The sequence below is a fragment of the Burkholderia sp. MSMB1459WGS genome (assembly GCF_001534535.1).
Taxonomy (GTDB): domain Bacteria; phylum Pseudomonadota; class Gammaproteobacteria; order Burkholderiales; family Burkholderiaceae; genus Burkholderia.
The window spans coordinates 202,923-226,914 of sequence record NZ_LPMU01000023.1 but is presented as its reverse complement, the minus strand read 5'-3'; the positions used below and the strand labels follow the sequence as shown (position 1 = coordinate 226,914).

Below are 23,992 nucleotides of genomic sequence, written 5' to 3'. Positions count from 1 at the left end.
ACGTTGACCTGATTCGCAATCGAACATAGGATGTTCGAAAATGATCAGTCGTCAGATAACATTGCGGCTTAAAGACGACGGAATGTTCGCTCGAACACCGTGATTTCGATATAAACCGGTAAAACCGGCGCCCATCAAGATCGGACATCGTACGAACAAAACGAAACAAGCCATCCGGACGGATGGCCCTCATGGACCAGGTGGGCGCCGCGCGCCCGCCTTCCCTGACAGGAGACAGCGGTGAAGACAGTCAAGGCGTTGCGCTGGTGGATCATCGTGCTCGTGTGTCTCGGCACGATCCTCAACTACCTCGCACGAAATTCCCTCGCGGTGCTCGCGCCCGAGCTCAAGCAGGTGTTCGCGATCTCGACGCAGCAGTACTCGTACATCGTCGGCGCCTTCCAGATCGGTTACACGATCATGCAACCGGTATGCGGGTTCATCGTCGATCTGATCGGGCTGCGGCTCGGTTTCGCGCTGTTCGCGATGCTGTGGTCGGTGGTCGGCGTCGCGCACGGCTTCGCGTCCGGCTGGCTCTCGCTCGGCATCCTGCGCGGCTTTCTGGGCCTGTTCGAGGCCGCCGCGATTCCGTCCGGGATGAAGGCCGTGGCCGAATGGTTTCCCGATCGCGAGAAATCCGTCGCGGTCGGCTACTTCAACGCGGGCACGTCGCTCGGCGCCGCGATCGCGCCGCCGCTCGTCGTGTTCCTGTCGATGCGGTTCGGCTGGCAGGCCGCGTTCATGGTCACCGGCGCGCTCGGGTTCGTGTGGGCCGCGCTCTGGTACACGCAGTACCGGTCGCCGGCCGATCATCCGCGCATCACGCCGCGGGAGCGCACGCTGATCCGCGACGGCCAGGCCACGATGCCGCCCGTGTCGAAGCGCCGCATCCGCGACGTCGTCACCGCGCGCCGCTTCTGGGCGATCGCGCTGCCGCGCTTCTTCGCGGAACCCGCGTGGCAGACCTTCAGCTTCTGGATTCCGCTGTACCTCGCGACCGAGCGCCACATGCCGCTCACGCAGATCGCGGTATTCGCTTGGATGCCGTTTCTCGCGGCCGACGCAGGCGGCATCGCGGGCGGCTATCTGTCGCCGTATCTCGCCAATCGCTTCAAGCTGCCGCTCGTGTGGTCGCGCGTCGCCGGCGTCGCGCTCGGCGCGGTGCTGATGCTCGGGCCTGCGATGATCGGCCTCGTGTCGTCGCCGTACACGGCGATTGCGCTGTTCTGCGTCGGCGGCTTCGCGCACCAGATGATCTCCGCGCTCGTCAACACGCTGTCGGCCGACGTGTTCGATCCCGAGGAAGTCGGCACCGCGAGCGGCTTCGCCGGGATGGCCGCGTGGATCGGCGGCCTCGGCTTCTCGCTGCTGGTCGGCGCGCTCGCGGACAAGATCGGCTATGCGCCGCTGTTCGCGTGCCTCGGCCTGTTCGACATCGTCGGCGTCACGCTGCTCGCGGTGCTGATCCGCGGGCAGTCGAAGCAGGAACGCCTGCTCGCGCAGCACGCGTGACATCCGTTTTCACCAGGAATCGCATTCATGACTTCGCTCCTTCATCCGCCCGTGTTCCGCGTCGCCAGCCACCATGCGAACCGCGTGCTGCTCGCCTCCGATACGGGCGCGACTCTCGAAATCTTCGTGCTCGAGGACGACATCGTGCGCGTGCGCGTGCTGCCCGACGCGACGGCGCGCAACCCGCGCACGTGGACGATCGCGCCCGGCCTCGACGACGTGCCGCTCGACGGGCGCGACCGCCTCGATCTGAGCGGCTTCGCGCTGCCCCACTACGACTTCGTGGAAGACGACGACGGCGTGCGCATCGAAACCGCGCAGATCCGCCTCGCGGTGCGCCGGCAAGGCGGCCATTGCGCGTGGTCGATGCGCGGCGCGGATGGCGCATGGCGCGTCGCACTCGCCGACCGCCCGACACAGGCGTACAACTTCGGCTGGTGGGACGAACGTGCGTATCACTACGTCGCCCGCGAGCGCGGCGACAAGGTATTCGGCCTCGGCGAACGCGCAGGCGAACTCGACCGCACGGGCGCACGCTTCGAGATGCGCAACATCGACGCGATGGGCTACAGCGCGAAGCACACCGACCCGCTGTACAAGCACATCCCGTTCTACATCACGTGGTCGCCCGATGCGTGCCAGGGGTTCGGGCTGTTCTACGACACGCTGTCCGACTGCTCGTTCGACATGGGCCGCGAGCTCGACAACTATCACGGGCCCTATCGCTATTTCGTCGCCGAGCACGGCGATCTCGACTACTACTTCATCGCGTCGCCCGATACGCCGCTCGCGGCCGCGCGGCGCTTCACGTGGCTGACCGGGCGCCCCGCGCGCATGCCGAAATGGGGGCTCGGCTATTCGGGCTCGACGATGAGCTACACCGACGCGCCGGACGCCCAGCAGCAGATGAACCAGTTCGTCGAGCAGTGCGACGCGCACGACATCCTGTGCGATTCGTTCCACCTGTCGTCGGGCTATACGTCGATCGGCGCGAAGCGCTACGTGTTCAACTGGAACCGCGACAAGTTTCCCGACGCGAAGGGCTTCGTGCAGCACTATCGCAACCACGGCATCCGCCTGTGCGCGAACATCAAGCCGTGCCTGCTGCGCGACCATCCTTCCTTCGACGAAGCCGCGCAGCGCGCTCTGCTGATCCGCTCGGCATCCGGCGAACCCGCCTGGGTGCAGTTCTGGGACGAAGTCGGCGCGTATCTCGACTTCACGCAGCCCGACACCTACCGATGGTGGTGCGAGCAGGTCACGTCGGCGCTGCTGGAATACGGAATCGAATCGACCTGGAACGACAACAACGAATACGAGATCTGGTCGCCCGACGCGATCGCGCACGGCTTCGGCCAGCCGTTTCCTGCACGCGAAGCCAAGGTGCTCCAGACGATGCTGATGATGCGCGCGTCGCGCGACGCACAGCGCGCGCATGCGCCGGCGCGCCGGCCGTTCCTCGTGTCGCGCTCCGGCGGCGCGGGCATGCAGCGCTACGTGCAAACGTGGTCCGGCGACAACTACACGTCGTGGGAAACGCTGCGCTACAACCTGAAGATGGGCCTCGGGCTCGCGCTGTCGGGCGTGTCGAACATCGGCCACGACATCGGCGGCTTCTCCGGCCCCGCGCCATCGCCCGAACTGCTGCTGCGCTGGGTGCAGTTCGGCATCTTCATGCCGCGCTTCAGCATCCATTCGTGGAACGACGACGGCACCGTCAACGAACCGTGGATGTACCCGGAGATCACCGCGCAGATCGCGTCGCTGATCAAGCAGCGCTACCGGCTGCTGCCGTACCTCTATCACCTGCTGTGGCTGTCGACCACGCGCTACGAGCCCGTGCTGCGGCCGACCTTCGCCGATTTCCCCGGCGATGCGCGCTGCTACGACGCATGCGACGACATGATGCTCGGCGACGCGCTGCTCGTCGCGCCCGTCGTCGATCCCGGCCTGACCGAACGCACGGTTTACCTGCCGGCGGGCGCACGCTGGACGTGCTGCGCGAGCGCGCAGTCGTTCGACGGCGGCGCGAGCGTGACGCTGCCCGCGCCGCTCGACACGCCGGTGATGCTGCTGCGCGAAGGCCGCGTGCTGCCGCTGAACGTCGCGCAACAGCATTTCGGTGCGCGCGCCGATACGCGCGGCTTCCTCGTCGCACCGCGGATCGAGGACGGCGTCGCGTACGGCGAATGCGTCGAGGACGACGGCGAGACGGAAGCATGGCGCGACGGCGAATACGGCCTGTGGCGCATCGAGACCGGCCGCGAGGCGTCGGGCGTGCTCGGCGTGTCGGTCCGCTGGGACGGCCGCCCGGCGCGCCCGGCCGATCGTGTCGAGATCCTGCTGCCCGCGTCGCTGCAAGGCCCGGTTGCCGTGCGCGGTGCGCGAGTCGAGCAGGATGCGCGGGACGGTGCGTGGCGCCGCCTCGTCGTCGCGTTCGACCACTGAACCGCCGAACCGCCCAAGCCGAAGCAAACCCGATCGGGCGGGCCGTTCGCGCGGCCCGCCCCCTGCCACAGAGGAGGCATTCAACCTCCCGCCCCTCGAAAAGATGAAGAGACCCGGAGATCGACAATGAAAGCATCCGCCAACCGTTATGCAATCCTGATTTTATCGGCCGCGTCGCTCGGCACGACCGCTGCCCACGCGCAGAGCAGCGTCACGCTGTACGGTGTCGTCGACGATTCGCTCGCGTACGTCAACAACCAGCAGGGACACTCGAACGTCTACATGCGCGACGGCAACCTGTATGCGTCGAAGTTCGGGCTGCGCGGCGACGAGGATCTCGGCGGCGGCACGCACGCGATCTTCGACCTGCAGGCCGGCTTCAACCTGAATACGGGCGCGCAGGCCGCCGCCGGCACGATATTCAACCGCCAGGCCTTCGTCGGCCTGCGCAACGTTCGCTACGGCACGGTCACGGCCGGCCGCCAGTACACGCCCTACTTCCTGTTCGTCGGCCCGTACGCGTCGAGCAGCTGGCTGACGGGCGCCACCGGCGCGCATCCGGGCGACATCGACGGCCTCGACACGACGATTCGCGTGAACAACTCGGTCACCTATACGTCGCCGACCTTCGCCGGGCTGAGCGCGAGCGCGATGTACGCATTCGGCGGCATTGCCGGCGCGACCGGCAAGGGCAACACGTTCAGCGCCGCGCTGCGCTACGCGAACGGGCCGATCGGGATCGCGGCCGGCTACTTGCGGATCAACAGCTCGGGCTCGTCCGCGGGCTTCCTGAATCCGGCCACCGCATCGTCGGGCAGCTTCGCGGTATCCGTGCTGAATCAGGGCTACCTCACCGCGAAAGCCGTCGAGCAGGTTGCGGCGGCTGGCAACTACACGCTCGGCGACCTGACGATGGGGCTCAACTATTCGAACGTGAAGTATCTGCCCGGCAACGGCTCGACCTTCACCGACACGGCCGTGTTCAACACCTACGGCGCGCTTGCCGCGTATCGCTTCACGCCGACGTTCTCGGTGGCCGGCGCATTCGCGTATACGCTCGCGTCGAAGGCGAACGGCGTCGCGAATGCGGCCCGCTATCAGCAGTATTCGCTGAAGGAGTCGTACAGCCTGTCGAAACGCACGACGCTCTATGCGCTGCAGGCGTACACGCATTCGAGCGGGCGGACGCTCGGCGCGCAAGGCGCCGGCCACATCGTCGACGCGGCGCCGATCGTCGGCGATTCGCAGCAGCTCACGCCGTCGACGACGCACGGCCAGTTCGTCGGCATGGCCGGGATCGCCGTCACGTTCTGAACCTGGCCGACGGCGCCTTCCGCGCGCCGTCTCCGGCCCGGACGACGCGCTTGCCGCACGCGCCGTCCGGGCGCCCGATACGCGTTCGCCGCGGCGTTTTCCCCGCCTCGCCGGCCCGCCGCGCCCATCGCGCGGATTTTCTCGATCGCCGCGATACCTTACAATCCGTCAGGTTCATCCCTTCTGCATACCCCTTCTTGCAGTCCTGACACCGCGGTACACTCGACGCACGCCGTATCAGGGTCCGACGCGCGACGTGCGCGCCGGGCGGCGTCGCGCTTCGTTGCGCCCACAACTGGATGCCCGCCATGCCGGATTCCCGTCCCTCGCCCCGCACGACATTCAAGCCGCAGGTCGTCCTGCCCGCGCTCGCCGTCATCGGCGCGCTACTCGTCGTGTGCGCACTGCACCCGAGCGAAGCCGGCGCGCTGTTCTCCGCCGGCCAGCAATGGGTCATCGCACGGTTCGACTGGTTCTACGTGCTCGCCGTCACCGGCTTCCTCGTGTTTCTCGTGCTAATCGCCGCCAGCGACTTCGGCAATATCCGGCTCGGCCCCGACGACGCCGAACCCGAATTCAGCTTCGTGTCGTGGACGGCAATGCTGTTCGCGGCCGGCATGGGCATCGGCCTGATGTACTTCGGCGTCGGCGAGCCGATGCAGCATTTCCTGAAGCCGCCGACCGTCGATTCCGGCACGCCCGCCGCCGCACGCGAGGCGATGCTGATGACGTTCTTCCACTGGGGCTTCCATGCGTGGGCGATCTACGGGCTGATGGGGCTCGTGCTCGCGTACTTCGGCTTCCGCTACAACCTGCCGCTCACGCTGCGCTCGGGGCTGTATCCGGTGCTGCGCGAGCGCATTAACGGCTGGATCGGTCACACGGTCGACGCGTTCGCGCTCGTCGGCACGGTCGCCGGGATCGCGACGACCCTCGGCTACGGCGTGATGCAGCTGAGCGCGGGCCTGCATACGGCCGCCGGGTGGGACACGGGCAGCAACCTGTTCCGCATCGGGCTCGTCGCGGTGGTCGTGATCCTCGCGGGCGTGTCGGCCGCGACCGGCCTCGACAAGGGCGTGCGCCGGCTGTCCGAGCTGAACCTGCTGCTCGCGTTCCTGTTGCTCGCCTTCGTGGTGGTCGCGGGCCCGACGGCATTCCTGCTGCGCGCGCTCGGCGACAACATCGGGCAGTACCTGTCGAGCCTCGTCGACCTGTCGTTCCGCACATACGCCTACGCGCCGCCGCGCGAGGAAGGCTGGTTCGGCGGCTGGACGATTCTCTACTGGGCGTGGTGGGTGTCGTGGTCGCCGTTCGTCGGCATGTTCATCGCGCGCATCTCGCGCGGCCGCACGATCCGCCAGTTCGTGATCGGCGTGCTGCTCGTGCCGACCGCGTTCAACCTCGTGTGGATGACAGTGTTCGGCAACAGCGCGATCTGGCTCGACACGCACGGCGCGGCCGGCGCGCTCGCGCAGACGGCGACCAACGTCGATGCGCTGCTGTTCCGCTTCTTCGATTTCCTGCCGTTTCCGCAACTGCTGTCGATCGTCGCGATCGTGCTGATCGCGGTGTTCTTCGTCACGTCCGCCGATTCGGGCGCGTTCGTGATCGACCAGATCGCGACGCGCGGCAACGCGCATTCGCCGGTCTGGCAGCGGCTGTTCTGGGCCGCGCTGCTCGGCGTGACGGCCGCGGTGCTGCTCGTCGCGGGCGGGCTCGGCGCGCTGCAGGCGATGACGCTGATCGCGGCGCTGCCGGTCGCCCTCATCATGCTCGCGCTGTGCTACGGGCTGTGGCGCGGGCTCGCGGCCGACCGTGCGCACTATTCGCAGGACATCGCGCCCGCGGCGAGCTTCTGGACCGGCCAGCACTGGCGCCATCGCCTGACGCACATCCTGCGGCAGACGACCGAGGCCGAGGCGCGCCAGTTCGTCGCCGAGACGGTCGAGCCCGCGCTGCGCAAGGTCGCCGACGAGCTGCGCGCGAGCGGCGTCGATGCGCACGTGCAGCGCGACGGCGACGATGCGGTGCGGCTCACCGTGCCGACCGCCGAACACCGCGATTTCGTGTATGGCGTGCGCGTCACCGCGAAATCCGCGGCCGCGTTCCTGATGCGCGAGGCGGCCGAGCCGGAAGCCGCGCGGGCGCACGTGTACGGGATCGTCACGTTCTTCGAGGATGGCCGGCTCGGCTACGACGTCGAATACCTGCGCGGCGACGAAGTGATCGCCGACGTGCTGCGCCAGTACGAACGCTACGTGTCGCTCGCCGCGGACACACGCACGCACCTGCTGAGCCGCGCGCCGGGGCACGCGACGGAGGCCGAGTGAGCGGATTGCTGCAAAGCCGCGCTGTCGACGTCATCGCACTCGGCACGCTCGCCGTGCTGTACCTCGGCGGCGCCGGCATCGCGCTGTGGCGGATCCGTGCCGCGGCGCCGCTCGGCAAGGTCTACTGGATCGTCTGCGCGGCGCTGCTCGCCGGCGGCGCCGTCGCGATGGGCGGCAACCTGTCGCCGGTACCGAACAGCGGTGAAATGCCGCCCGGTTTCGCGCTCGGCGCCGAGGCCGTCCTGCTCGGACTCGCGTTGGTTGCCGGTGGCTGCGCGTGGCTGATGCTGCGCGCGCGGAAACGCTGACGCCCGCGCGTCGCGCCACCCGCTTCGTCACGCGGGCACGGTCACGCGCGGGGCCGACCGGCAGCTAACCCCGCCCTGATCCGCTGCCGTCACGCTACCCATCATGCGCTCGGCGCGCGCGCCGTCACGAGCCAGCACGCTGCATCGAAACGCACGTCGGCGCCATGCACGTACGGCTCGAACGCCGCGCGCATCGTGTCGATCACGCACCGCCGCGTCGCGTCGTCCGTCTCCAGCAATGCAAGGCCTACCGGGCCCAGCCGGGCAATGTAGTCGTCCAGCGCGGACTCCGGCAGCACGCACGCCCGATTAACCGGCTCGATCGCAACGTCGGCCCAGCCGCTGTCCGACAGCACCGATGCGATCCGCTGCCGGTCGCCGAACGCGAACTGGCCCGGCGCACCGGGCTTCCGCACGGGCAGGTTCGGCAGCAGCGGCGCGGCCGCCCGCTCGGCCGTCGTCATGAACGGATTGTCGGCCGCGCCACGCCACGCGACGAACCGCATCTGCGCACCCGGGCGCGCCGCCCGCCGCAGGTTCGCGAACGCCCGCATCGGATCGTCGAAGAACATCACGCCGAGGCGCGACACGATCAGGTCGACGCTCGCCGGCTCGAACGCATGCGTCTGCCCGTCCGCGCACACGAAGCGGGCGTGCAGGCCGCAGCGTTCGGCGCGCGCCCGGGCGGCGTCGATCATCCGCGCCGAAATATCGATGCCCGTGCACTGCGCGTTCGCACCGAGCCGCCGCGCGATCGCGAGCGTGACCGCCCCCGTGCCGCAGCCGACATCGAGTACGCGGCTTGCAGACGCCGCCGCGGCAGCATCCGCCAGCAGCGTTTCGAACGGCGCGAACATCCGGTCCAGCGACGCCTGCGCATCGACCCATGCGCGCCCCGACGGACCGTTCCATAGCGCCGATTGCGCTTCGTTGGGCCGGTTGGCTTCCATCGTCGATCCCCTTCCGATTCATTGATGACGGACCGGACTGTGCCACTTCAAGCCGGCTTGAAGTCAAGGCCGCCGGCGTGCGCCCCGTCACGCCCCGTTTTTCACATTTCTTACATTCGCGCTGCGTATCGTTGACGACTTTCCTACGGTGCCGCCCCCTCCCATGCGACGATTCATCACGCGCGCGCTGCTCGTGCGCTGCGCTCCTCTTGTTGCCCTCGCCGCGTTGTCCGCGTGCTCGAATCACATCGATACGCCGGACGATCCGGCCAGCGCGTCGGTCAACGTCCAGGCCGCATGGGTGGAGATCGGCGATGCCAACCAGGCGATCGCGCGCGTCATCACGAACTACACGCCCGCGTCGGCCGGCGATTCGCCGTGCCCGCAACTGACCGTCGACGGCAAGCTGTCGCGCATGACGCTGCGCGCGGGCGCCGCGACCGTCGCCCAGCGGCCGACCGCCAGCGACCCGGCCGATTCGAAACCGTCGAGTTTCCCGGTGTCCGTCTGCGAGGCGACGTTGCCCGCCGGCGCGCAGGCGGCCAGCGTCGCGGGCCGCACGCTGCCGCTGCCGAAAGCGCAGCCGCAGCGCATCGCGATCATCGCCGACACGGGCTGCCGGATGAAGAAGGCCGACAACGCATGGCAGGCGTGCAACGACGCCGCGGTCTGGCCGCTCGACACGATCGCGGCCAGCGTCGCGAAGCTGTCGCCCGATCTCGTGCTGCACGTCGGCGACTACCACTATCGCGAGAACGCGTGCCCGCCGGACATCGCCGGCTGCAAGGACAGCCCGTGGGGCTATGGCTGGGATACGTGGCAGGCCGACCTGTTCCGCCCGGCCGCGCCGTTGCTCGCGAAGGCGCCGTGGGTCGTCGTGCGCGGCAATCACGAGGAATGCGCGCGCGCGGGCCAGGGCTGGTTCCGCTTCCTCGACCCGCGCCCGTATTCGGCCGCACGTTCGTGCGACGATCCGGCCAACGACAACAACGCGAACTATTCGGAACCCTACGCGGTTTCGCTCGGCGGCGGCTCGCAGGTGATCGTGTTCGACACCGCGAAGGTCGGCCGCACCCCGCTGAAGACGACGGACGCGCAGTTCGGCATCTACCAGAAGCAGTTCCAGACGGTCGCATCGCTCGCGTCGAAGCCCGGCATGACGACGACGATCTTCACGAACCATCACCCGATCCTCGCGTTCGCGCCGATCGCCGGCAGCACGCCGGCGCCGGGCAATCTCGCGCTGCAGTCGGTGATGTCGAGCCTCAACGCGCAGGCGTACTACCCGCCGGGCGTGCACGTCGCGCTGCACGGCCACGTGCACGATTTCCAGGCGATCAACTTCTCGTCCGGGCACCCGGCGACGATCGTGTCCGGCAACGGCGGCGACAACCTCGACGTCGCGCTGCCCGACCCGTTCCCGGCCGGCCTGACGCCGGCGCCGGGCGCCGTGATCGAGCGGCTGTCGCACAATAACAGCTTCGGTTTCCTGATCATGGAGCGCAAGCCGGCACCGGCGACGGGCTGGGTGTTCCATGCGTATTCGGCGGCCGGCAAGCGGCTCGCGTCGTGCGACCAGTCGGGCACGACGCTCGCCTGCGACAAGACGGGGTTCATCGCGCCGTGACGGAAGCAGTTCGATGCGACGGCCACGGCGGGCGCGGCCGGCAGACGCTGCACATGCTTGCCGCGACCGTGCTCGCCGGCCTGACGCTCGCGGCCCACGCCGCGCCGGCCGAAACGGTCCTGCTTCCCGGCGCGCCGCCGTCGCGCGTCGTCGACACGATCGGCAACGGCACGCCGCAGGTGACGAGCAAGATCGACGCGGCCACCGCCCGCTTCGCGCCCGACCCGACGCTCGTCGCGCTCGGCCGCCGGATCTTCTTCGATCCGCGGCTATCCGAGCCGCGCGGCATGTCGTGCGCGGGCTGCCACGATCCGGGCCGCGCGTTCGCGCCAACGCTGTCGGCCGCATCGCTCGCGGGGCCCGGCGTGCCGGAAGGCAGCCGGCCCGGGCGCTTCAGCCGACGCAATGCGCCGTCGCTGCTGTACGTGCGCTACGTGCCGCGCCGCCACTTCTACCAGGACGACGATGCGCCGGCTCCGTCGCCGTTCGGCGGCCTGTTCAGCGACGGCCGCGCGGATACGCTCGCCGAGCAGATCCGCGGGCCGCTGTTCGATCCGAACGAGATGAACAACCGGTCGCCGGCCGCGCTGCTGCGCAAGGTCGATGCGACCGAACTCGCGACCGATCTCGCCGCGCGCTTCGGCGCGCCGGTGCGGCGCGATCCCGAGCAACTGGTGCGCGCGCTGGGCGCAGCCGTCGAAGCCTATCTGCAGAGCGACGAGATGGCGCCGTTCACGTCGCGCTTCGACGCATTCCTGCGCACGCGCACGCCGCTCGCGCCGGCCGAGATGCGCGGCCTCGCGCTGTTCCGGAATCCGGACAAGGGCAATTGCATGACCTGCCATACGCTGTCGGACACGTCGAGCCGCCCGGAACGCTCGCTCTTCACCGATTTCGGCTACGACGCGATCGCAGTGCCGCGCAACCGCGCGCTGCCGGCGAACCGCGATCCGCGCCATTTCGACAACGGGCTGTGCGACACCGCGCGACGGCTGCGCTGGCCCGAACCGACGCAATGGTGCGGCTACCTGCGCACGCCCGGGCTGCGCAACGTCGCGGTCAAACAAACGTTCATGCACAACGGCGTGTTCACGACGCTGCGCGACGCAGTCGCGTTCTACAACACGCGCTCGACCGATCCCGGCTTCTGGTATCACGGCGCCAGGACGTTCGACGACGTGCCGGCCGCCTATCGCGGCAACATCAACGTCAACTCGACGCCGATGAACCGCCGGCCCGGCACGCCGCCCGCGCTGACCGACGCGGAAATCGACGACATCGTCGCGTTCCTCGGCACGCTGACCGACGCGCGCTATACCGATCGCGCCACCTCGGCCGCGCCCGACGCGCGGATCACGCGCACCGCCGCACCGGCGCGCTGACCCTGGCCGAACGGCCGGTCGGCGCGCCACCGCTTGCAGTTACCGCAACTACTGGTTATATTTACAGTACTGTATTTATGAACAGTGGGGTGCGCGATGGAACATCTGGTCCGTATCGTCAACGACACCGATCGCCAAGTGCTGGCGTGGCTTCGTGCCCAGGTCGGCGATGCCCGCGTCGAGCGCGCGGCGCGTCAGCTCGGGCATACGCGCAAGCCCTTTCCGTCCGCCGTGTGCCGGTATCTGGGCATGAGTGCGCCGGCCACGCTGCGGCCGGCCCCGGCCCGGCCGCGCGCGGTCCGCGATTTCTCGGTCGGCGATCGTTACCTGTCGCTGATCCGCCAGCACCTCGCCACACACGCGGTCGGCCGATGAAATGGCGGCGGCTTGCCGCTTCGGTACCGCGTCCGGCCGGCGCACTCGTGTATTCGCCAGTCCGCACGCGTCATGCGCCGCCGCAGGACCCCGTACCGTCGAGCATCAGCGTGCCGACCCGCGCGGGCACGAGCGGTGTGCGCGGCGCCGGCGGCGCCCAGCCGAACAGCGCCTGCGCGGCCGCGCCGCAAACGCGGCCCTGGCACGCGCCCATCCCGCAACGCGACTGCAGTTTAGCGGCCGTCCAGCCCGGCTCCCGTGCGACCGCGTCGAAGCGCACGTCCTCGCAACGACACAGCAGCGTGTCGGGCCGCGCGAGCCGGCGGATCGGCTCCCGGATCGCGAAGCGCTCGCGAACGGCATCCGCGAAAGCCTGCCAGTGCGCGCGCCGTGCGACGAGCTCGGCCAGTTGTGCGGTCTGCCCGGTCGCCGCGTAGCCCGCGATTTCGCCTTCGACCATTGCCAGTTCGCTGCCGCCGACGCCCGTGCATTCGCCCGCCGCGAAATACCCGTCGCGGCTCGTACGCTGATGCGCGTCGACCGCCACCGCGCCGTTCTCGACCCGGCAGCCGAGATGGCGCGGCAGCACGGTGTTCGGCACGAGGCCGAAGCCGCACGCGAGCCGGTCGCAGTCGACGTCGAATTCGCGATCGCCCTGGCGAATCCGCACGCGTTCGAGCCGCACGTCGCCGAAGGCCTCGACAACGTGCGCAGCGGGCCGATACGCCGACGTGACGAGCTTCGCGGCCTGCGCGAGCTTCGACGGCCAACGCCACAGCCCCGCGCCGAAGCCGGCCACGTCGCTCCATGCGGCCTGTTCGAGCACATGCGACACGCGTGCGCCGGCCTGCCGGGCCGTCGCCGCGCTCGCCAGCAGCAGCGGCCCGCTGCCCGCGATCACCGTGCGCTGCCCGCGCACGTCGAGCCCGTACTTGATCAGCGCCTGCAAGCCGCCCGCACCGGTCACGCCGGTCAGCGTCCAGCCCGGGAACGGCAGCAGCAGCTCGCGGGCGCCGCAGCAGAGAATCAGCGTCCGGAAATCGAGCAGCAGCCCGCGCTCGTCGTCCTCGAGCAGCAGCGTACCCGGCTGCGTTTCGGCGACGATGCGCGTCGCCGTGAGATGCGTGACGTTCGGCTGCCGCAGGATGGCGAGGCGTTCGGCCGCGGCCCGCGTCGGTGCGGCCGCAGCCGGCTGCCGCCAGATCTGCCCGCCCGCGCGCGGGTTGTCGTCGACGATCGCGACGGTCGCGCCGCTGCGCGCGGCGGCCCGCGCGGCCGACAGCCCGGCCGGCCCCGCGCCGACGATCGCGACGTCAACGCTCAATCGTTCCTGTGTCATCGCGTGCGCTCCACCTGCATGCCGTCGCGGCACAGCGTCTGGCACGCCAGCCGGCGCCGGCCGTCGATCGTCATCCGGCATTCCTGACAGATACCCATCCCGCAAAACGGCGCTCGCGCCGCGCCCGTGCACGACACGCGCGTCATGTCGTCGCCGCTCGCCGCGACGGCGGCCGCGACGGTCACACCGCCGGGCACCGTCAGCGCGCGGCCGTCCAGATGAATGATCAGCCTCCGCCGGGCCGTCCCAAGGAGGCTGACCGCCCCCTTGGGGAGCAGCGAACGAAGTGAGTGTGGGGGTCGTTTCATGTCAGCCTCCGCCGGACCGCCCCAAAGAGGCTGACCGCCCCCGTGGGGGGCGCCTTGCATGGAACCGGAGTAAGCGCCGAAGCGCCCACTCCGGCCAACGGCGAACGAAGTGCGCGTGGGGATCGTTTCATGTCAGCGCTCCGGCTACGGGGGACGCAGTCAGGAAGCGTCCCGGCAAATACGGTTCGATATCGATGGGCGGCCGCTCGCCGGCCATCAGCGCGGCGACGAGCCGCGCACTGCCCGGCGCGGTCGTCACGCCGAGCCCTTCGTGCCCGACCGCGAGCCATACGCCCGGCCGCGCCGGGTGCTCGCCGAGCAGCGGCAGGCCGTCGGGGCTCGCGCAGCGAAAACCCGTCCATGCGCGGATGCCGTTCAGGTCGGCCAGATTCGGCAGGTAGCCGGCCGCGCGACGCAGCATGCGCGCGAGCACGGGCGGCTCGACCTGCGCATCCTCGGTGTCGAACTGGCGCGACGAGCCGATCAGCAACTGGCCGGTCGGCCGCGGCTGCACGTTGAATGCGACTGACGTGCCGTCGCTCGCATGCGCGCTCGCCGCATAGCCCAGCTCGACGAGTTGGTGCGACACCTGGCCCGGATAGCGGTCGGTAATCAGCAGATGGCCCTTTTTCGGGCGCAGCGGCAATTCGGGCAGCAGCGTGCGCGCCGCCACGCCGTTCGCGACGACCACACGCTCCGCGCGCAGCACGTCGCCGCTCGCGAGCGTCACGTTCGGGCCATCGACCGCGACGGCCCGCTCGCGGCGCAGCGTGACGCGCGGCGCGCGCTGCAGCAGCCAGTTCGCGGTGACGGGCGCATAGAGGATCGCGTCGCCCGGAATCTTCAGCGCGCCGCCGAGGCCCGCGCGCAGCATCGGCTCCAGTTGCGCGAGCGCCGCCGCGTCGATCAGCGCGCCGGCCACGCCGTGCGCAGCGAGCGTCGCCTGCTTCGCGCGCGCGAGATCCATCTCGTGCGCATCGGCCGCGAGCCAAAGCGTGCCGCAGTTGCGGTAGGCGCAGCCGTCGGGCATCTCGCCGCTCAACGCACGCCACAGTTCGATCGAGTAATGGCTCAGCGCGAGCTCGGCCGCATTGTCGTCCATCGCGACGAGGTGCCCCATGCCCGCGCCGGTCGCGCCGCCGCTCGCGTCGTCGACGACGAGCACGCGCAACCCGCGCTGCGCGAGTTCGTGCGCGCACGCCGCACCGACGATGCCGGCGCCGATCACGACGACGTCGGTCTTCGTTTCGTTCACGACCCGATGCCCCAGCCGAACGGATCGTCTTCGTCGATCAGCAGCGTCGCTTCCGCGCTCAGGTGCGCGCTGCCGCGAATCGTCGGCACGATGCCGCCGTCGGCCAGCTCGTAGCTCGCGTGGAACACGCTGCCGATCACGCTCGCCTGCCGCCACACGGCGCCCGGCGCGAGTTTGCCGTCGGCCGCGAGGCACGCGAGCTTCGCGCTCGTGCCGGTGCCACACGGCGAACGGTCGTAGGCGAGGCCCGGGCACAGCACGAAGCTGCGGCTGTCGTGCCGGGGATCGTCGGCGAACAGCTCGATATGATCGATCTCGCCGCCGTTCGCGCCGGTGATGCCCGCGCGTTCGAGCCCTTCGCGCACGGCCGACGCATACGCGGTGAGCGCCGCGACGTTGTCGCCGGCGACGCGCTGCCCGTGGTCGCTGATCAGGAAGAACCAGTTGCCGCCCCACGCGACGTCGCCCTTCACGGGGCCGTATCCCGGCACGTCAACTTCGACGTCCTTCGCATGGCGATACGCGGGCACGTTGCGCACGCTGACCGACAGGTCGTCGTGCAACGTCGCCTCAACGGTGCCGACCGGCGTCTCGATCCGGTGCACGCCGGGCGCGATGCGTCCCATGTGATGCAGCGTGCGCACGACGCCGATCGTGCCGTGCCCGCACATCCCGAGATAGCCGCTATTGTTGAAGAAGATCACGCCGGCCGCCGCGTCGGCCGCTACCGGGTCGCACAGCAGCGCGCCGACCAGCACGTCGCTGCCGCGCGGCTCGAGGATGCACGCGGTGCGGTAACGGTCGTGCTCGCGCGCGAGCACGTCGCGTCGGTCCGCCATGGTGCCGTTGCCGAGCGACGGAAAACCGGACACGACAAGCCGAGTGGGTTCGCCGCCCGTGTGCGAATCGATGATCTGGATGCGCTTCATCATGAGCTATCCGAAGTGGGGAAAGGAGCATAGCTTCCTCCGTCGCGCGTCCGTCCGCTTGTGGCTTTTCGATGAGGACGACGACGAAATCGGCATAGTGCGATACGCCCTTCGCGCCTTCGCCGGCCGCTATGCCGATTTCGTCATTTTGCTCCGCGATACGACTCAAGCGTGATGGGCGTTTGCGCGGCGATACTGGTTGCCACACCGACACACCCGTCGGCCGACCGATACGAACGTAGGAGATTTCAGTGAGCCGCAAAGCCATTCAGTGGACCGGAGTGTTCCCGGCCGTCAGCACCCAGTTCAAGCCGGACTTTTCCCTCGACATCGACGCCACGCACCGCGTGGTCAAGAACCTGGTGAACGACGGCGTGTCGGGCCTCGTGGTCTGCGGCACGGTCGGCGAGAACACGTCGCTGTCGACGAGCGAGAAGCTTCAGGTGATCGAGGCCGCACGCGACGCGGCCGGCGGCAAGATTCCGGTGATCGCCGGCATCGCCGAATTCACGACCGAATTCGCGCGCAACACGGTGCGCGAAGCGCAGCGCGTCGGCGTCGACGGCGTGATGGTGATGCCCGCGCTCGTGTACTCGGCGAAGCCGCACGAAACCGCCGCGCACTTCCGGGCGGTCGCGACGAGCACCGACCTGCCGGTGATGGTCTACAACAACCCGCCGATCTACAAGAACGACGTGACGCCCGACGTGCTGATCGCGCTGCAGGATTGCGAGAACATCGTCTGCTTCAAGGATTCGTCGGGCGATACGCGTCGCTTCATCGACCTGCGCAATGCAGTCGGCGATCGCTTCGTGCTGTTCGCGGGCCTCGACGACGTCGTGGTCGAGAGCATCGCGGTCGGCGCCGAAGGCTGGGTGTCGGGCATGTCGAACGCGTTCCCGAAGGAAGGCGAGACGCTGTTCCGCCTCGCGAAGCAAAAGCGCTTCGACGAAGCGCTCGCGCTGTATCGCTGGTTCATGCCGCTGCTGCACCTCGACGCACGCCCGGACCTCGTGCAGTGCATCAAGCTGTGCGAAGAACTGGTCGGCCGCGGCAGCGCGGTCACGCGTCCGCCGCGCCTCGCGCTGCAAGGCGACACGCTCGCGGAAGTGAAGGCCATCGTCGCGAAGGCGCTCGAAACGCGCCCTGCGCTGCCCGACGTCGGTCTCTGATCGACGCCCCTGCGGCGGCGCGCGGGTTTGCCCGGTGCGTCGCCGTCCGCGGTCCGGCGTGGCCCGCGGGCCCGCTCGCCCCGGCGCCAGCCCGCGCCGCGCGTGAACGGGCCGCGGCCCGCCCCGGTCGTTCGAACCGGGCGACGCCGGCCGGCAGGCGTGTGCGCTGCTCCGTCGGAGCGCGCGCCACGCGCGCCTGCACCGACATTCCCCAGGAGACACGCCCATGCCAGGCCAAGGCAATGCTCACCCGTCCGTCCCGCTTTCCCGTTCCGCGCATCCCGGCGCGGGTCACGGCAAGTTCAAGAAACAGTTGTCGCTGACCGATCTCACGTTCATCGGTCTCGGCGCCATTTTCGGCTCGGGGTGGCTGTTCGCCGCGAGTCACGTGTCGACGATCGCGGGCCCGGCCGGCATCTTCTCGTGGCTGCTCGGCGGCTTCGCGGTGCTGCTGCTCGGCATCGTCTACTGCGAACTCGGCGCCGCGCTGCCGCGCGCCGGCGGCGTGGTGCGCTACCCGGTGTTCTCGCACGGCCCGCTGCTCGGCTACCTGATGGGCTTCATCACGCTGATCGCGTTCTCGAGCCTGATCGCGATCGAAGTCGTCGCCGCGCGCCAGTACGCGGCCGCATGGTTTCCGGGCCTGACGGTCGTCGGATCGAGCGACCCGACCACGCTCGGCTGGCTCGTGCAGGCCGCGCTGCTGTGCTTCTTCTTTTATCTGAACTATTCGAGCGTGAAGACGTTCGCAAAAGCGAACAACATCATCAGCCTCTTCAAGTTCATCGTGCCGCTGTCGGTGATCGCGGTGCTGTTCGTGTTCTTCAAGCCCGCGAACCTGACCGTGCACGGCTTCGCGCCGTTCGGCATGCCGGGCATCGAGATGGCCGTGTCGGCCGGCGGCATCATCTTCGCGTATCTCGGGCTCACGCCGATCGTGTCGGTCGCGAGCGAAGTGCGCAATCCGCAGCGCACGATCCCGATCGCGCTGATCCTGTCGATCCTGCTGTCGACGCTGATCTACGTGCTGCTGCAACTCGCGTTCATCGGCAGCATCCCGACGGCGATGCTCGCCGCCGGCTGGCACGACGTGAGCAAGGCATTCTCGCTGCCGTACCGCGACATCGCCCTCGCGCTCGGCGTCGGCTGGCTCGCGGTGATGGTCGTCGCCGACGCGATGATCTCGCCGAGCGGCTGCGGCAACATCTACATGAACGCGACGCCGCGCGTCGTCTACGGCTGGGCGAAGACGGGCACGTTCTTCAAGGTCTTCACGCGCGTCGACGAAGCGTCGGGCATCCCGCGCGCGGGCCTGTGGCTCACCTTCGGCCTCGCGATCTTCTGGACGCTGCCGTTCCCGTCGTGGGAAGCGCTGATCAACATCGTGTCGGCCGCACTGGTGCTCAGCTATGCGGTCGCGCCCGTGTCGGTCGCCGCGCTGCGCCGCACCGCGCCCGACCTGCCGCGGCCGTTCCGCGCCAGCGCGTTCGGCATCACCGGCCCCGCGTCGTTCGTGATCGCCGCGCTGATCGTCTACTGGTCGGGCTGGAGCACGGTGTCCTGGCTGCTCGGCCTGCAGATCGCGATGTTCGCGATCTATCTCGCGTGCCGCCGCTGGGTGCCGACCGCGCATCTGGGCCTTGCCGAGCAAGTGCGTTCGTCCGCGTGGCTGATCGCGTTCTATGCGGCGATGATCGTGCTGTCGTATCTCGGCGGCTTCGGCGGCACGGGCCGGCTCGCGCATCCATACGACACGGTCGTCGTCGCGGCCGTCGCGCTCGTCATCTACTACTGGGGCGCCCACACCGGCGTGCGCGCCGACAAGCTGCAACTCGACGACGACGAGGACTGACGCGCCCGCGCCTTTCCCCTTCCATCGGCCGGGCGCAGCACGCCCGGCCCCGCTTTTTCCCGAGGAAAACCATGCAACTCACAGGTCAGCTCCTGATCGGCCCATCGGCCGTCGCCGGACAGAACGGCACCTTCCACGCGCTCGCCGCCGCCACCGGCGAACCGCTCGAACCGGCGTTCGGCGGCGCGAGCCTGCACGACCTGGAAACGGCGTGCGCACTCGCCGACGATGCGTTCGACACGTATCGCGAAACGTCGCTCGACGCGCGCGCCGCGTTCCTCGACGCGATCGGCCGCCACATCATGGCGCTCGGCGACGACCTGATCGAGCGCTGCGTCGTCGAAACGGGACTGCCGCGCGCGCGCATCGAAGGCGAACGCGGCCGCACGGTCGGCCAGCTCGCGCTATTCGCGTCGCTCGTGCGCGACGGCGGGTTTCTCGACGCACGCATCGACCCGGCGCGCCCCGAGCGCAAGCCGCTGCCGCGCGTCGACCTGCGCCTGCGCAACGTCGCGGTCGGGCCCGTGGCCGTGTTCGGCGCATCGAACTTCCCGCTCGCATTCTCGGTGGCCGGCGGCGACACGGCGTCGGCGCTGGCGGCCGGCTGCCCGGTGATCGTCAAGGCGCATTCCGCGCATCCGGGCACGTCGGCGCTCGTCGGCCGGGCGATCCAGCAGGCCGCACGCGAATGCGGGATGCCGGCCGGCGTGTTCTCGCTGCTGTTCGACGCGTCGCGCGAGATCGGCCAGGCGCTGGTCGCCGATCCGCGCATCAAGGCCGTCGGTTTCACCGGCTCGCGCCGCGGCGGCGTGGCGCTGATGCATATCGCGGCCGCGCGAGCCGAGCCGATCCCCGTCTATGCGGAAATGAGCTCGATCAATCCCGTGCTGCTGTGCCCCGCCGCGCTCGAGGCCCGTCACGACACCATCGCACCGCAGTTCGTCGCGTCGCTCACGCTCGGCGCCGGCCAGTTCTGCACGAACCCGGGCCTCGTACTCGCGATCGACGGCCCCGCGCTGCGCGCGTTCGAAGCCGCGGCGGCCGATGCGGTGCACGCGGCGGCCGCACAAACGATGCTGACACCCCATATCCACGCGAGCTATGCGCAAGGCGTCGCGGCGCTGCGCGCCCACGATGCGGTCGAACTGCTGGCCGAAGGCGCGGAAGGCGGCCGTCACCAGGCCCGCGCGGCGCTGTTCGCGACGTCCGCAGACGCATTCGTCGCGCACAGCGAATTGCGCGACGAAGTGTTCGGCCCTGCGTCGCTGATCGTGCGCTGCCCGGACGCCGACACGCTGCATCGCGTGCTGAAATCGCTCGAAGGCCAGCTGACGATCGCCGCGCATCTCGCCGACGGCGACGCGACGCTGTTCGCCGCGCTGCGCCCGACGCTCGAACGCAAGGCCGGCCGCATCCTCGTCAACGGTTTCGGCACGGGTGTCGAGGTCGGCCACGCGATGGTGCACGGCGGCCCGTTCCCGGCGACGTCCGACACGCGCACGACGTCGGTCGGCGCCCGCGCGATCGAGCGCTTCCTGCGCCCCGTGTCGTACCAGGACGTGCCGGACGCGCTGCTGCCGGACGCGATCCGCAGCAGCAATCCGCTGCACGTGCCGCAACGCATCGACGGCGTGCCCGCCCCGCGCGAGGTGAGCCATGTCTGAGCGCACCGCCGAGGTCGTCCTGTCGCTCGACGAAGTCCACGCGCTCGCGCTGCGCGTGCTGACGCACAACGGGATGTCCGACGCGCATGCGCGGGCCATCGCCAACGTGATCGCGCAGGGCCAGCGCGACGAATGCCACTCGCACGGCGTGTACCGGCTGCTCGTGTGCGTGCGCTCGCTGAAGAAGGGCAAGGTCGATCCGCAGGCCGTGCCGACGCTGCGCCGGCTGTCGTCGTCGATCGTCGCGGTCGACGCGCATCGCGGCTTCTCGCTGCTGAGCTTCGAGACCGGGCTGCCGGTGCTCGTCGAGATGGCGAAGCAGCACGGCATCGCCGCGATGGCGATCAACCACTGTTATCACTTCTCCGCGCTGTGGCCCGAGGTCGAGGCGATCGCCGCCGAAGGGCTGGTCGGCATCGCGATGAACCCGAGCCATAGCTGGGTCGCGCCGGAAGGCGGCCGCGAGCCGGTATTCGGCACCAACCCGATCGCGTTCGCGTGGCCGCGCCCGGGCGGCGAGCCGTTCGGCAAGCCGTTCGTGTTCGATTTCGCGACAAGCGCGATCGCGCGCGGCGACATCGAGCTGCACGCGAAACAGGGCAAGGCGATTCCGTCGCACTGGGCGATCGACGCGGACGGCCAGCCGACCACCGACCCGAAGGCCGCGCTGCAAGGCGCGATGCGCACGTTCGGCGGCCACAAGGGCTCGGCGCTGGCGGCGATGGTCGAACTGCTCGGCGGGGCGCTGATCGGCGACATGACGAGCCGGGAATCGATGGACTTCGACGAAGGCGTCGGCGCGACGCCGTGCCATGGCGAACTCGTGATCGCGTTCGATCCGAAGGTGTTTCTCGGCGACGATCTCGACGCGGGGCTCGCGCGCGGCGAGCGGATGTTCGAATCGATCGTCGCGCAGGGCGCGCGGCTGCCGTCGCAACGGCGCTTCGACGCCCGCGCGCGTAGCATCGCGAACGGCGTGCGGATTCCGAAGGCGCTGTACGACGAGATCCTGACGCTGCTCGACTGATGCGCGATCGAGCGGCACGGTGCGGCTTCATCGTCGGCGGAACGTGCGATGAAGCCGCCGCCCGGTTGCGCCGGAAATGGTTTGCATCGGATGTCGTGCCTGGTGGGCTTGGTGGCCTTGGTGGCCTTCGTGCATTCAGCCGCCCCCGGCGCGGCGCGCCGCACCGCCCGCTCCCGCCGGCGCCGCCGGCCCGGCGGCTGTGGGATAATCGCGAAGTTTGCCCAGGGCGCAGCTCAAGAGGTTGTTCGCACGGGCGCGAGAGGGGCCTTTATTCCCGAGCCCCCACCCTTTTCCCGCGATATTTCTTCAGCCATCACCATGCCCACTTACCGTTCCAAAACCTCTACCGCCGGCCGCAACATGGCAGGTGCGCGCTCGCTGTGGCGCGCCACCGGCATGAAAGACGACGATTTCTCGAAGCCGATCATCGCGGTCGTCAACTCGTTCACCCAGTTCGTGCCCGGGCACGTGCACCTGAAGGATCTCGGCCAGCTCGTCGCGCGCGAGATCGAGGCTGCCGGCGGCGTCGCGAAGGAATTCAACACGATCGCGGTCGACGACGGCATCGCGATGGGCCATGACGGCATGCTGTATTCGCTGCCGAGCCGCGACATCATCGCCGACTCGGTCGAATACATGGTGAACGCGCACTGCGCGGACGCGATGGTGTGCATCTCGAACTGCGACAAGATCACGCCGGGGATGCTGATGGCCGCGATGCGCCTGAACATTCCGGTGATCTTCGTGTCGGGCGGCCCGATGGAAGCCGGCAAGACGCGTCTCGCGAACCCGGTCACCAAGACCGTCGAGCTGAAGAAGCTCGACCTCGTCGACGCGATGGTGATCGCGGCCGACCAGTCGTATTCGGATGCCGACGTCGCCGAAGTCGAACGCTCGGCGTGCCCGACCTGCGGCTCGTGCTCGGGCATGTTCACCGCGAACTCGATGAACTGCCTGACCGAAGCGCTCGGCCTGTCGCTGCCCGGCAACGGCACGGTGGTCGCCACGCACGCCGATCGCGAACAGCTGTTCAAGCGCGCCGGGCGCCGCATCGTCGAGCTGACCCGCCAGCACTATGAGCAGGACGACGAACGCGTGCTGCCGCGCTCGGTCGGCTTCAAGGCGTTCGAGAACGCGATGACGCTCGACATCGCGATGGGCGGTTCGACCAACACGATCCTGCACCTGCTGGCGATCGCGCAGGAAGCCGGCATCGACTTCACGATGAAGGACATCGATCGCCTGTCGCGCACCGTGCCGCAGCTGTGCAAGGTCGCGCCGAACACGAACAAGTACCACATCGAGGACGTGCACCGCGCAGGCGGCATCATGGCGATCCTCGGCGAGCTCGACCGTGCGGGCAAGCTGCACACCGACGTGCCGACCGTGCACGCGCCGACGCTGAAGGATGCGCTCGACCAGTGGGACATCGTCCGCACGCAGGACGAAGCCGTGCGCACGTTCTACCTGGCCGGCCCGGCCGGCATCCCGACGCAGGTCGCGTTCAGCCAGGACACGCGCTGGCCGAGCCTCGACCTCGACCGCGCCGAAGGCTGCATCCGCTCGTACGAGCATGCGTTCTCGAAGGAAGGCGGCCTCGCCGTGCTGACGGGCAACATCGCGCTCGACGGCTGCGTGGTGAAGACGGCCGGCGTCGACGAGAGCATCCTCGTGTTCGAAGGCTCGGCGCACGTGACCGAATCGCAGGACGAAGCGGTCGAGAACATTCTGAACGACAAGGTCAAGGCCGGCGACGTGGTGATCGTGCGCTACGAAGGCCCGAAGGGCGGCCCGGGCATGCAGGAAATGCTCTACCCGACCAGCTACATCAAGTCGAAGGGGCTCGGCAAGGCGTGCGCGCTGCTGACGGACGGCCGTTTTTCGGGCGGCACGTCGGGTCTGTCGATCGGCCATTGCTCGCCGGAAGCGGCAGCGGGCGGCGCGATCGGCCTCGTGCGCGACGGCGACCGGATCCGCATCGACATTCCGAATCGCACGATCGACGTGCTGGTGTCGGACGAGGAACTGGCGCGCCGCCGCGAAGAACAGAACGCGAAGGGCTGGAAGCCCGCGCAGCCGCGTCCGCGCAAGGTGTCCGCGGCGCTGAAGGCGTACGCGAAGCTGGTCATGTCGGCCGACAAGGGCGCCGTGCGCGATCTGTCGCTGCTCGACGACTGATGCCGCAGGCTACGGGCGACCG

Annotated in this window: 19 protein-coding genes; 14 read left to right on the top strand and 5 right to left on the bottom strand. The window is 69.3% G+C overall.

Translation table 11 applies throughout. From position 1 onward, the window contains the following. Positions 1–240: 240 nt before the first annotated feature. The 5 genes from WT97_RS08730 (at position 241) to WT97_RS08710 (ending at position 7,912) form a co-directional block, all read left to right on the top strand. Positions 241–1,512: an MFS transporter gene (locus WT97_RS08730; RefSeq protein ID WP_059500721.1), complete on the top strand. Its 1,272-nt coding sequence runs from the start codon at positions 241–243 to the stop codon at positions 1,510–1,512. Between the two features lie 27 nt (positions 1,513–1,539). Further along, the gene (locus tag WT97_RS08725) at positions 1,540–3,960 is read left to right on the top strand and encodes a glycoside hydrolase family 31 protein (RefSeq protein WP_060036206.1); all 2,421 of its coding nucleotides are present in this window, start codon (positions 1,540–1,542) and stop codon (positions 3,958–3,960) included. Between the two features lie 126 nt (positions 3,961–4,086). After that, entirely contained in the window at positions 4,087–5,274 is a 1,188-nt protein-coding gene (locus WT97_RS08720; protein ID WP_060036207.1) for a porin, read from the top strand. A 308-nt stretch (positions 5,275–5,582) separates the two neighbouring features. Further along, positions 5,583–7,604: a BCCT family transporter gene (locus WT97_RS08715; protein WP_059500724.1), complete on the top strand. Its 2,022-nt coding sequence runs from the start codon at positions 5,583–5,585 to the stop codon at positions 7,602–7,604. Beyond that, complete coding sequence (locus tag WT97_RS08710; RefSeq protein ID WP_059500725.1) at positions 7,601–7,912, top strand: hypothetical protein; 312 nt, start codon at positions 7,601–7,603, stop codon at positions 7,910–7,912. Before WT97_RS08715 ends, WT97_RS08710 begins: the two co-directional genes overlap by 4 nt. A 101-nt stretch (positions 7,913–8,013) precedes the next feature. Here the strand turns inward: WT97_RS08710 and WT97_RS08705 are convergent, their stop codons facing one another. After that, on the bottom strand, positions 8,014–8,862 hold the full coding sequence (locus tag WT97_RS08705) for a class I SAM-dependent methyltransferase (protein ID WP_060036208.1): 849 nt from the start codon (positions 8,860–8,862) through the stop codon (positions 8,014–8,016). Between the two features lie 163 nt (positions 8,863–9,025). Between WT97_RS08705 and WT97_RS08700 the strand changes: the two genes are divergently transcribed. The 3 genes from WT97_RS08700 to WT97_RS08690 all read left to right on the top strand — a co-directional run bounded on the left by WT97_RS08700 (position 9,026) and on the right by WT97_RS08690 (position 12,246). Continuing rightward, complete coding sequence (locus WT97_RS08700) at positions 9,026–10,489, top strand: metallophosphoesterase (protein ID WP_059500727.1); 1,464 nt, start codon at positions 9,026–9,028, stop codon at positions 10,487–10,489. A gap of 53 nt (positions 10,490–10,542) precedes the next feature. Continuing rightward, entirely contained in the window at positions 10,543–11,871 is a 1,329-nt protein-coding gene (locus WT97_RS08695) for a cytochrome-c peroxidase (RefSeq protein WP_060036224.1), read from the top strand. Between the two features lie 96 nt (positions 11,872–11,967). Beyond that, positions 11,968–12,246, top strand: a complete 279-nt coding sequence (locus tag WT97_RS08690; protein ID WP_060036209.1) for a hypothetical protein — start codon at positions 11,968–11,970, stop codon at positions 12,244–12,246. A 70-nt stretch (positions 12,247–12,316) separates the two neighbouring features. On the opposite strand, the gene WT97_RS08685 is transcribed toward WT97_RS08690, so the two are convergent. The 4 genes from WT97_RS08685 to WT97_RS08670 form a co-directional block, all read right to left on the bottom strand. Continuing rightward, positions 12,317–13,585, bottom strand: coding sequence for an FAD/NAD(P)-binding oxidoreductase (locus tag WT97_RS08685; RefSeq protein ID WP_060036210.1), 1,269 nt, complete (start codon positions 13,583–13,585; stop codon positions 12,317–12,319). Then, complete coding sequence (locus tag WT97_RS08680) at positions 13,582–13,815, bottom strand: 2Fe-2S iron-sulfur cluster-binding protein (RefSeq protein WP_060353453.1); 234 nt, start codon at positions 13,813–13,815, stop codon at positions 13,582–13,584. The genes WT97_RS08685 and WT97_RS08680 overlap by 4 nt, the downstream gene beginning before the upstream one ends. Positions 13,816–14,020: 205 nt before the next feature. Further along, positions 14,021–15,148 (bottom strand): FAD-binding oxidoreductase, encoded by a 1,128-nt coding sequence (locus WT97_RS08675; RefSeq protein ID WP_060036211.1) that lies wholly within the window; start codon positions 15,146–15,148, stop codon positions 14,021–14,023. Then, positions 15,145–16,077 carry a 4-hydroxyproline epimerase gene (locus tag WT97_RS08670; protein WP_059500731.1) on the bottom strand — a complete coding sequence of 311 codons (933 nt, stop codon included), beginning with the start codon at positions 16,075–16,077 and terminating at the stop codon, positions 15,145–15,147. Before WT97_RS08670 ends, WT97_RS08675 begins: the two co-directional genes overlap by 4 nt. Before the next feature lies 1 nt (position 16,078). On the opposite strand from WT97_RS08670, the gene WT97_RS08665 reads away from it, so the two are divergent. The 6 genes from WT97_RS08665 to ilvD all read left to right on the top strand — a co-directional run bounded on the left by WT97_RS08665 (position 16,079) and on the right by ilvD (position 23,970). After that, positions 16,079–16,252: a hypothetical protein gene (locus WT97_RS08665; protein WP_156440235.1), complete on the top strand. Its 174-nt coding sequence runs from the start codon at positions 16,079–16,081 to the stop codon at positions 16,250–16,252. Between the two features lie 76 nt (positions 16,253–16,328). Further along, complete coding sequence (locus tag WT97_RS08660) at positions 16,329–17,249, top strand: dihydrodipicolinate synthase family protein (protein WP_059591384.1); 921 nt, start codon at positions 16,329–16,331, stop codon at positions 17,247–17,249. A 226-nt stretch (positions 17,250–17,475) separates the two neighbouring features. Then, a complete protein-coding gene (locus WT97_RS08655) occupies positions 17,476–19,101 on the top strand; it encodes an APC family permease (RefSeq protein ID WP_060036212.1) in 1,626 nt (541 codons plus the stop codon). A 71-nt stretch (positions 19,102–19,172) separates the two neighbouring features. Next, positions 19,173–20,765: an aldehyde dehydrogenase (NADP(+)) gene (locus WT97_RS08650; RefSeq protein WP_060036213.1), complete on the top strand. Its 1,593-nt coding sequence runs from the start codon at positions 19,173–19,175 to the stop codon at positions 20,763–20,765. Then, a complete protein-coding gene (locus WT97_RS08645; RefSeq protein ID WP_060036214.1) occupies positions 20,758–21,792 on the top strand; it encodes an Ldh family oxidoreductase in 1,035 nt (344 codons plus the stop codon). Before WT97_RS08650 ends, WT97_RS08645 begins: the two co-directional genes overlap by 8 nt. A 318-nt stretch (positions 21,793–22,110) precedes the next feature. After that, positions 22,111–23,970, top strand: coding sequence for a dihydroxy-acid dehydratase (gene ilvD / locus WT97_RS08640; protein ID WP_059500736.1), 1,860 nt, complete (start codon positions 22,111–22,113; stop codon positions 23,968–23,970). Positions 23,971–23,992: the final 22 nt, after the last annotated feature.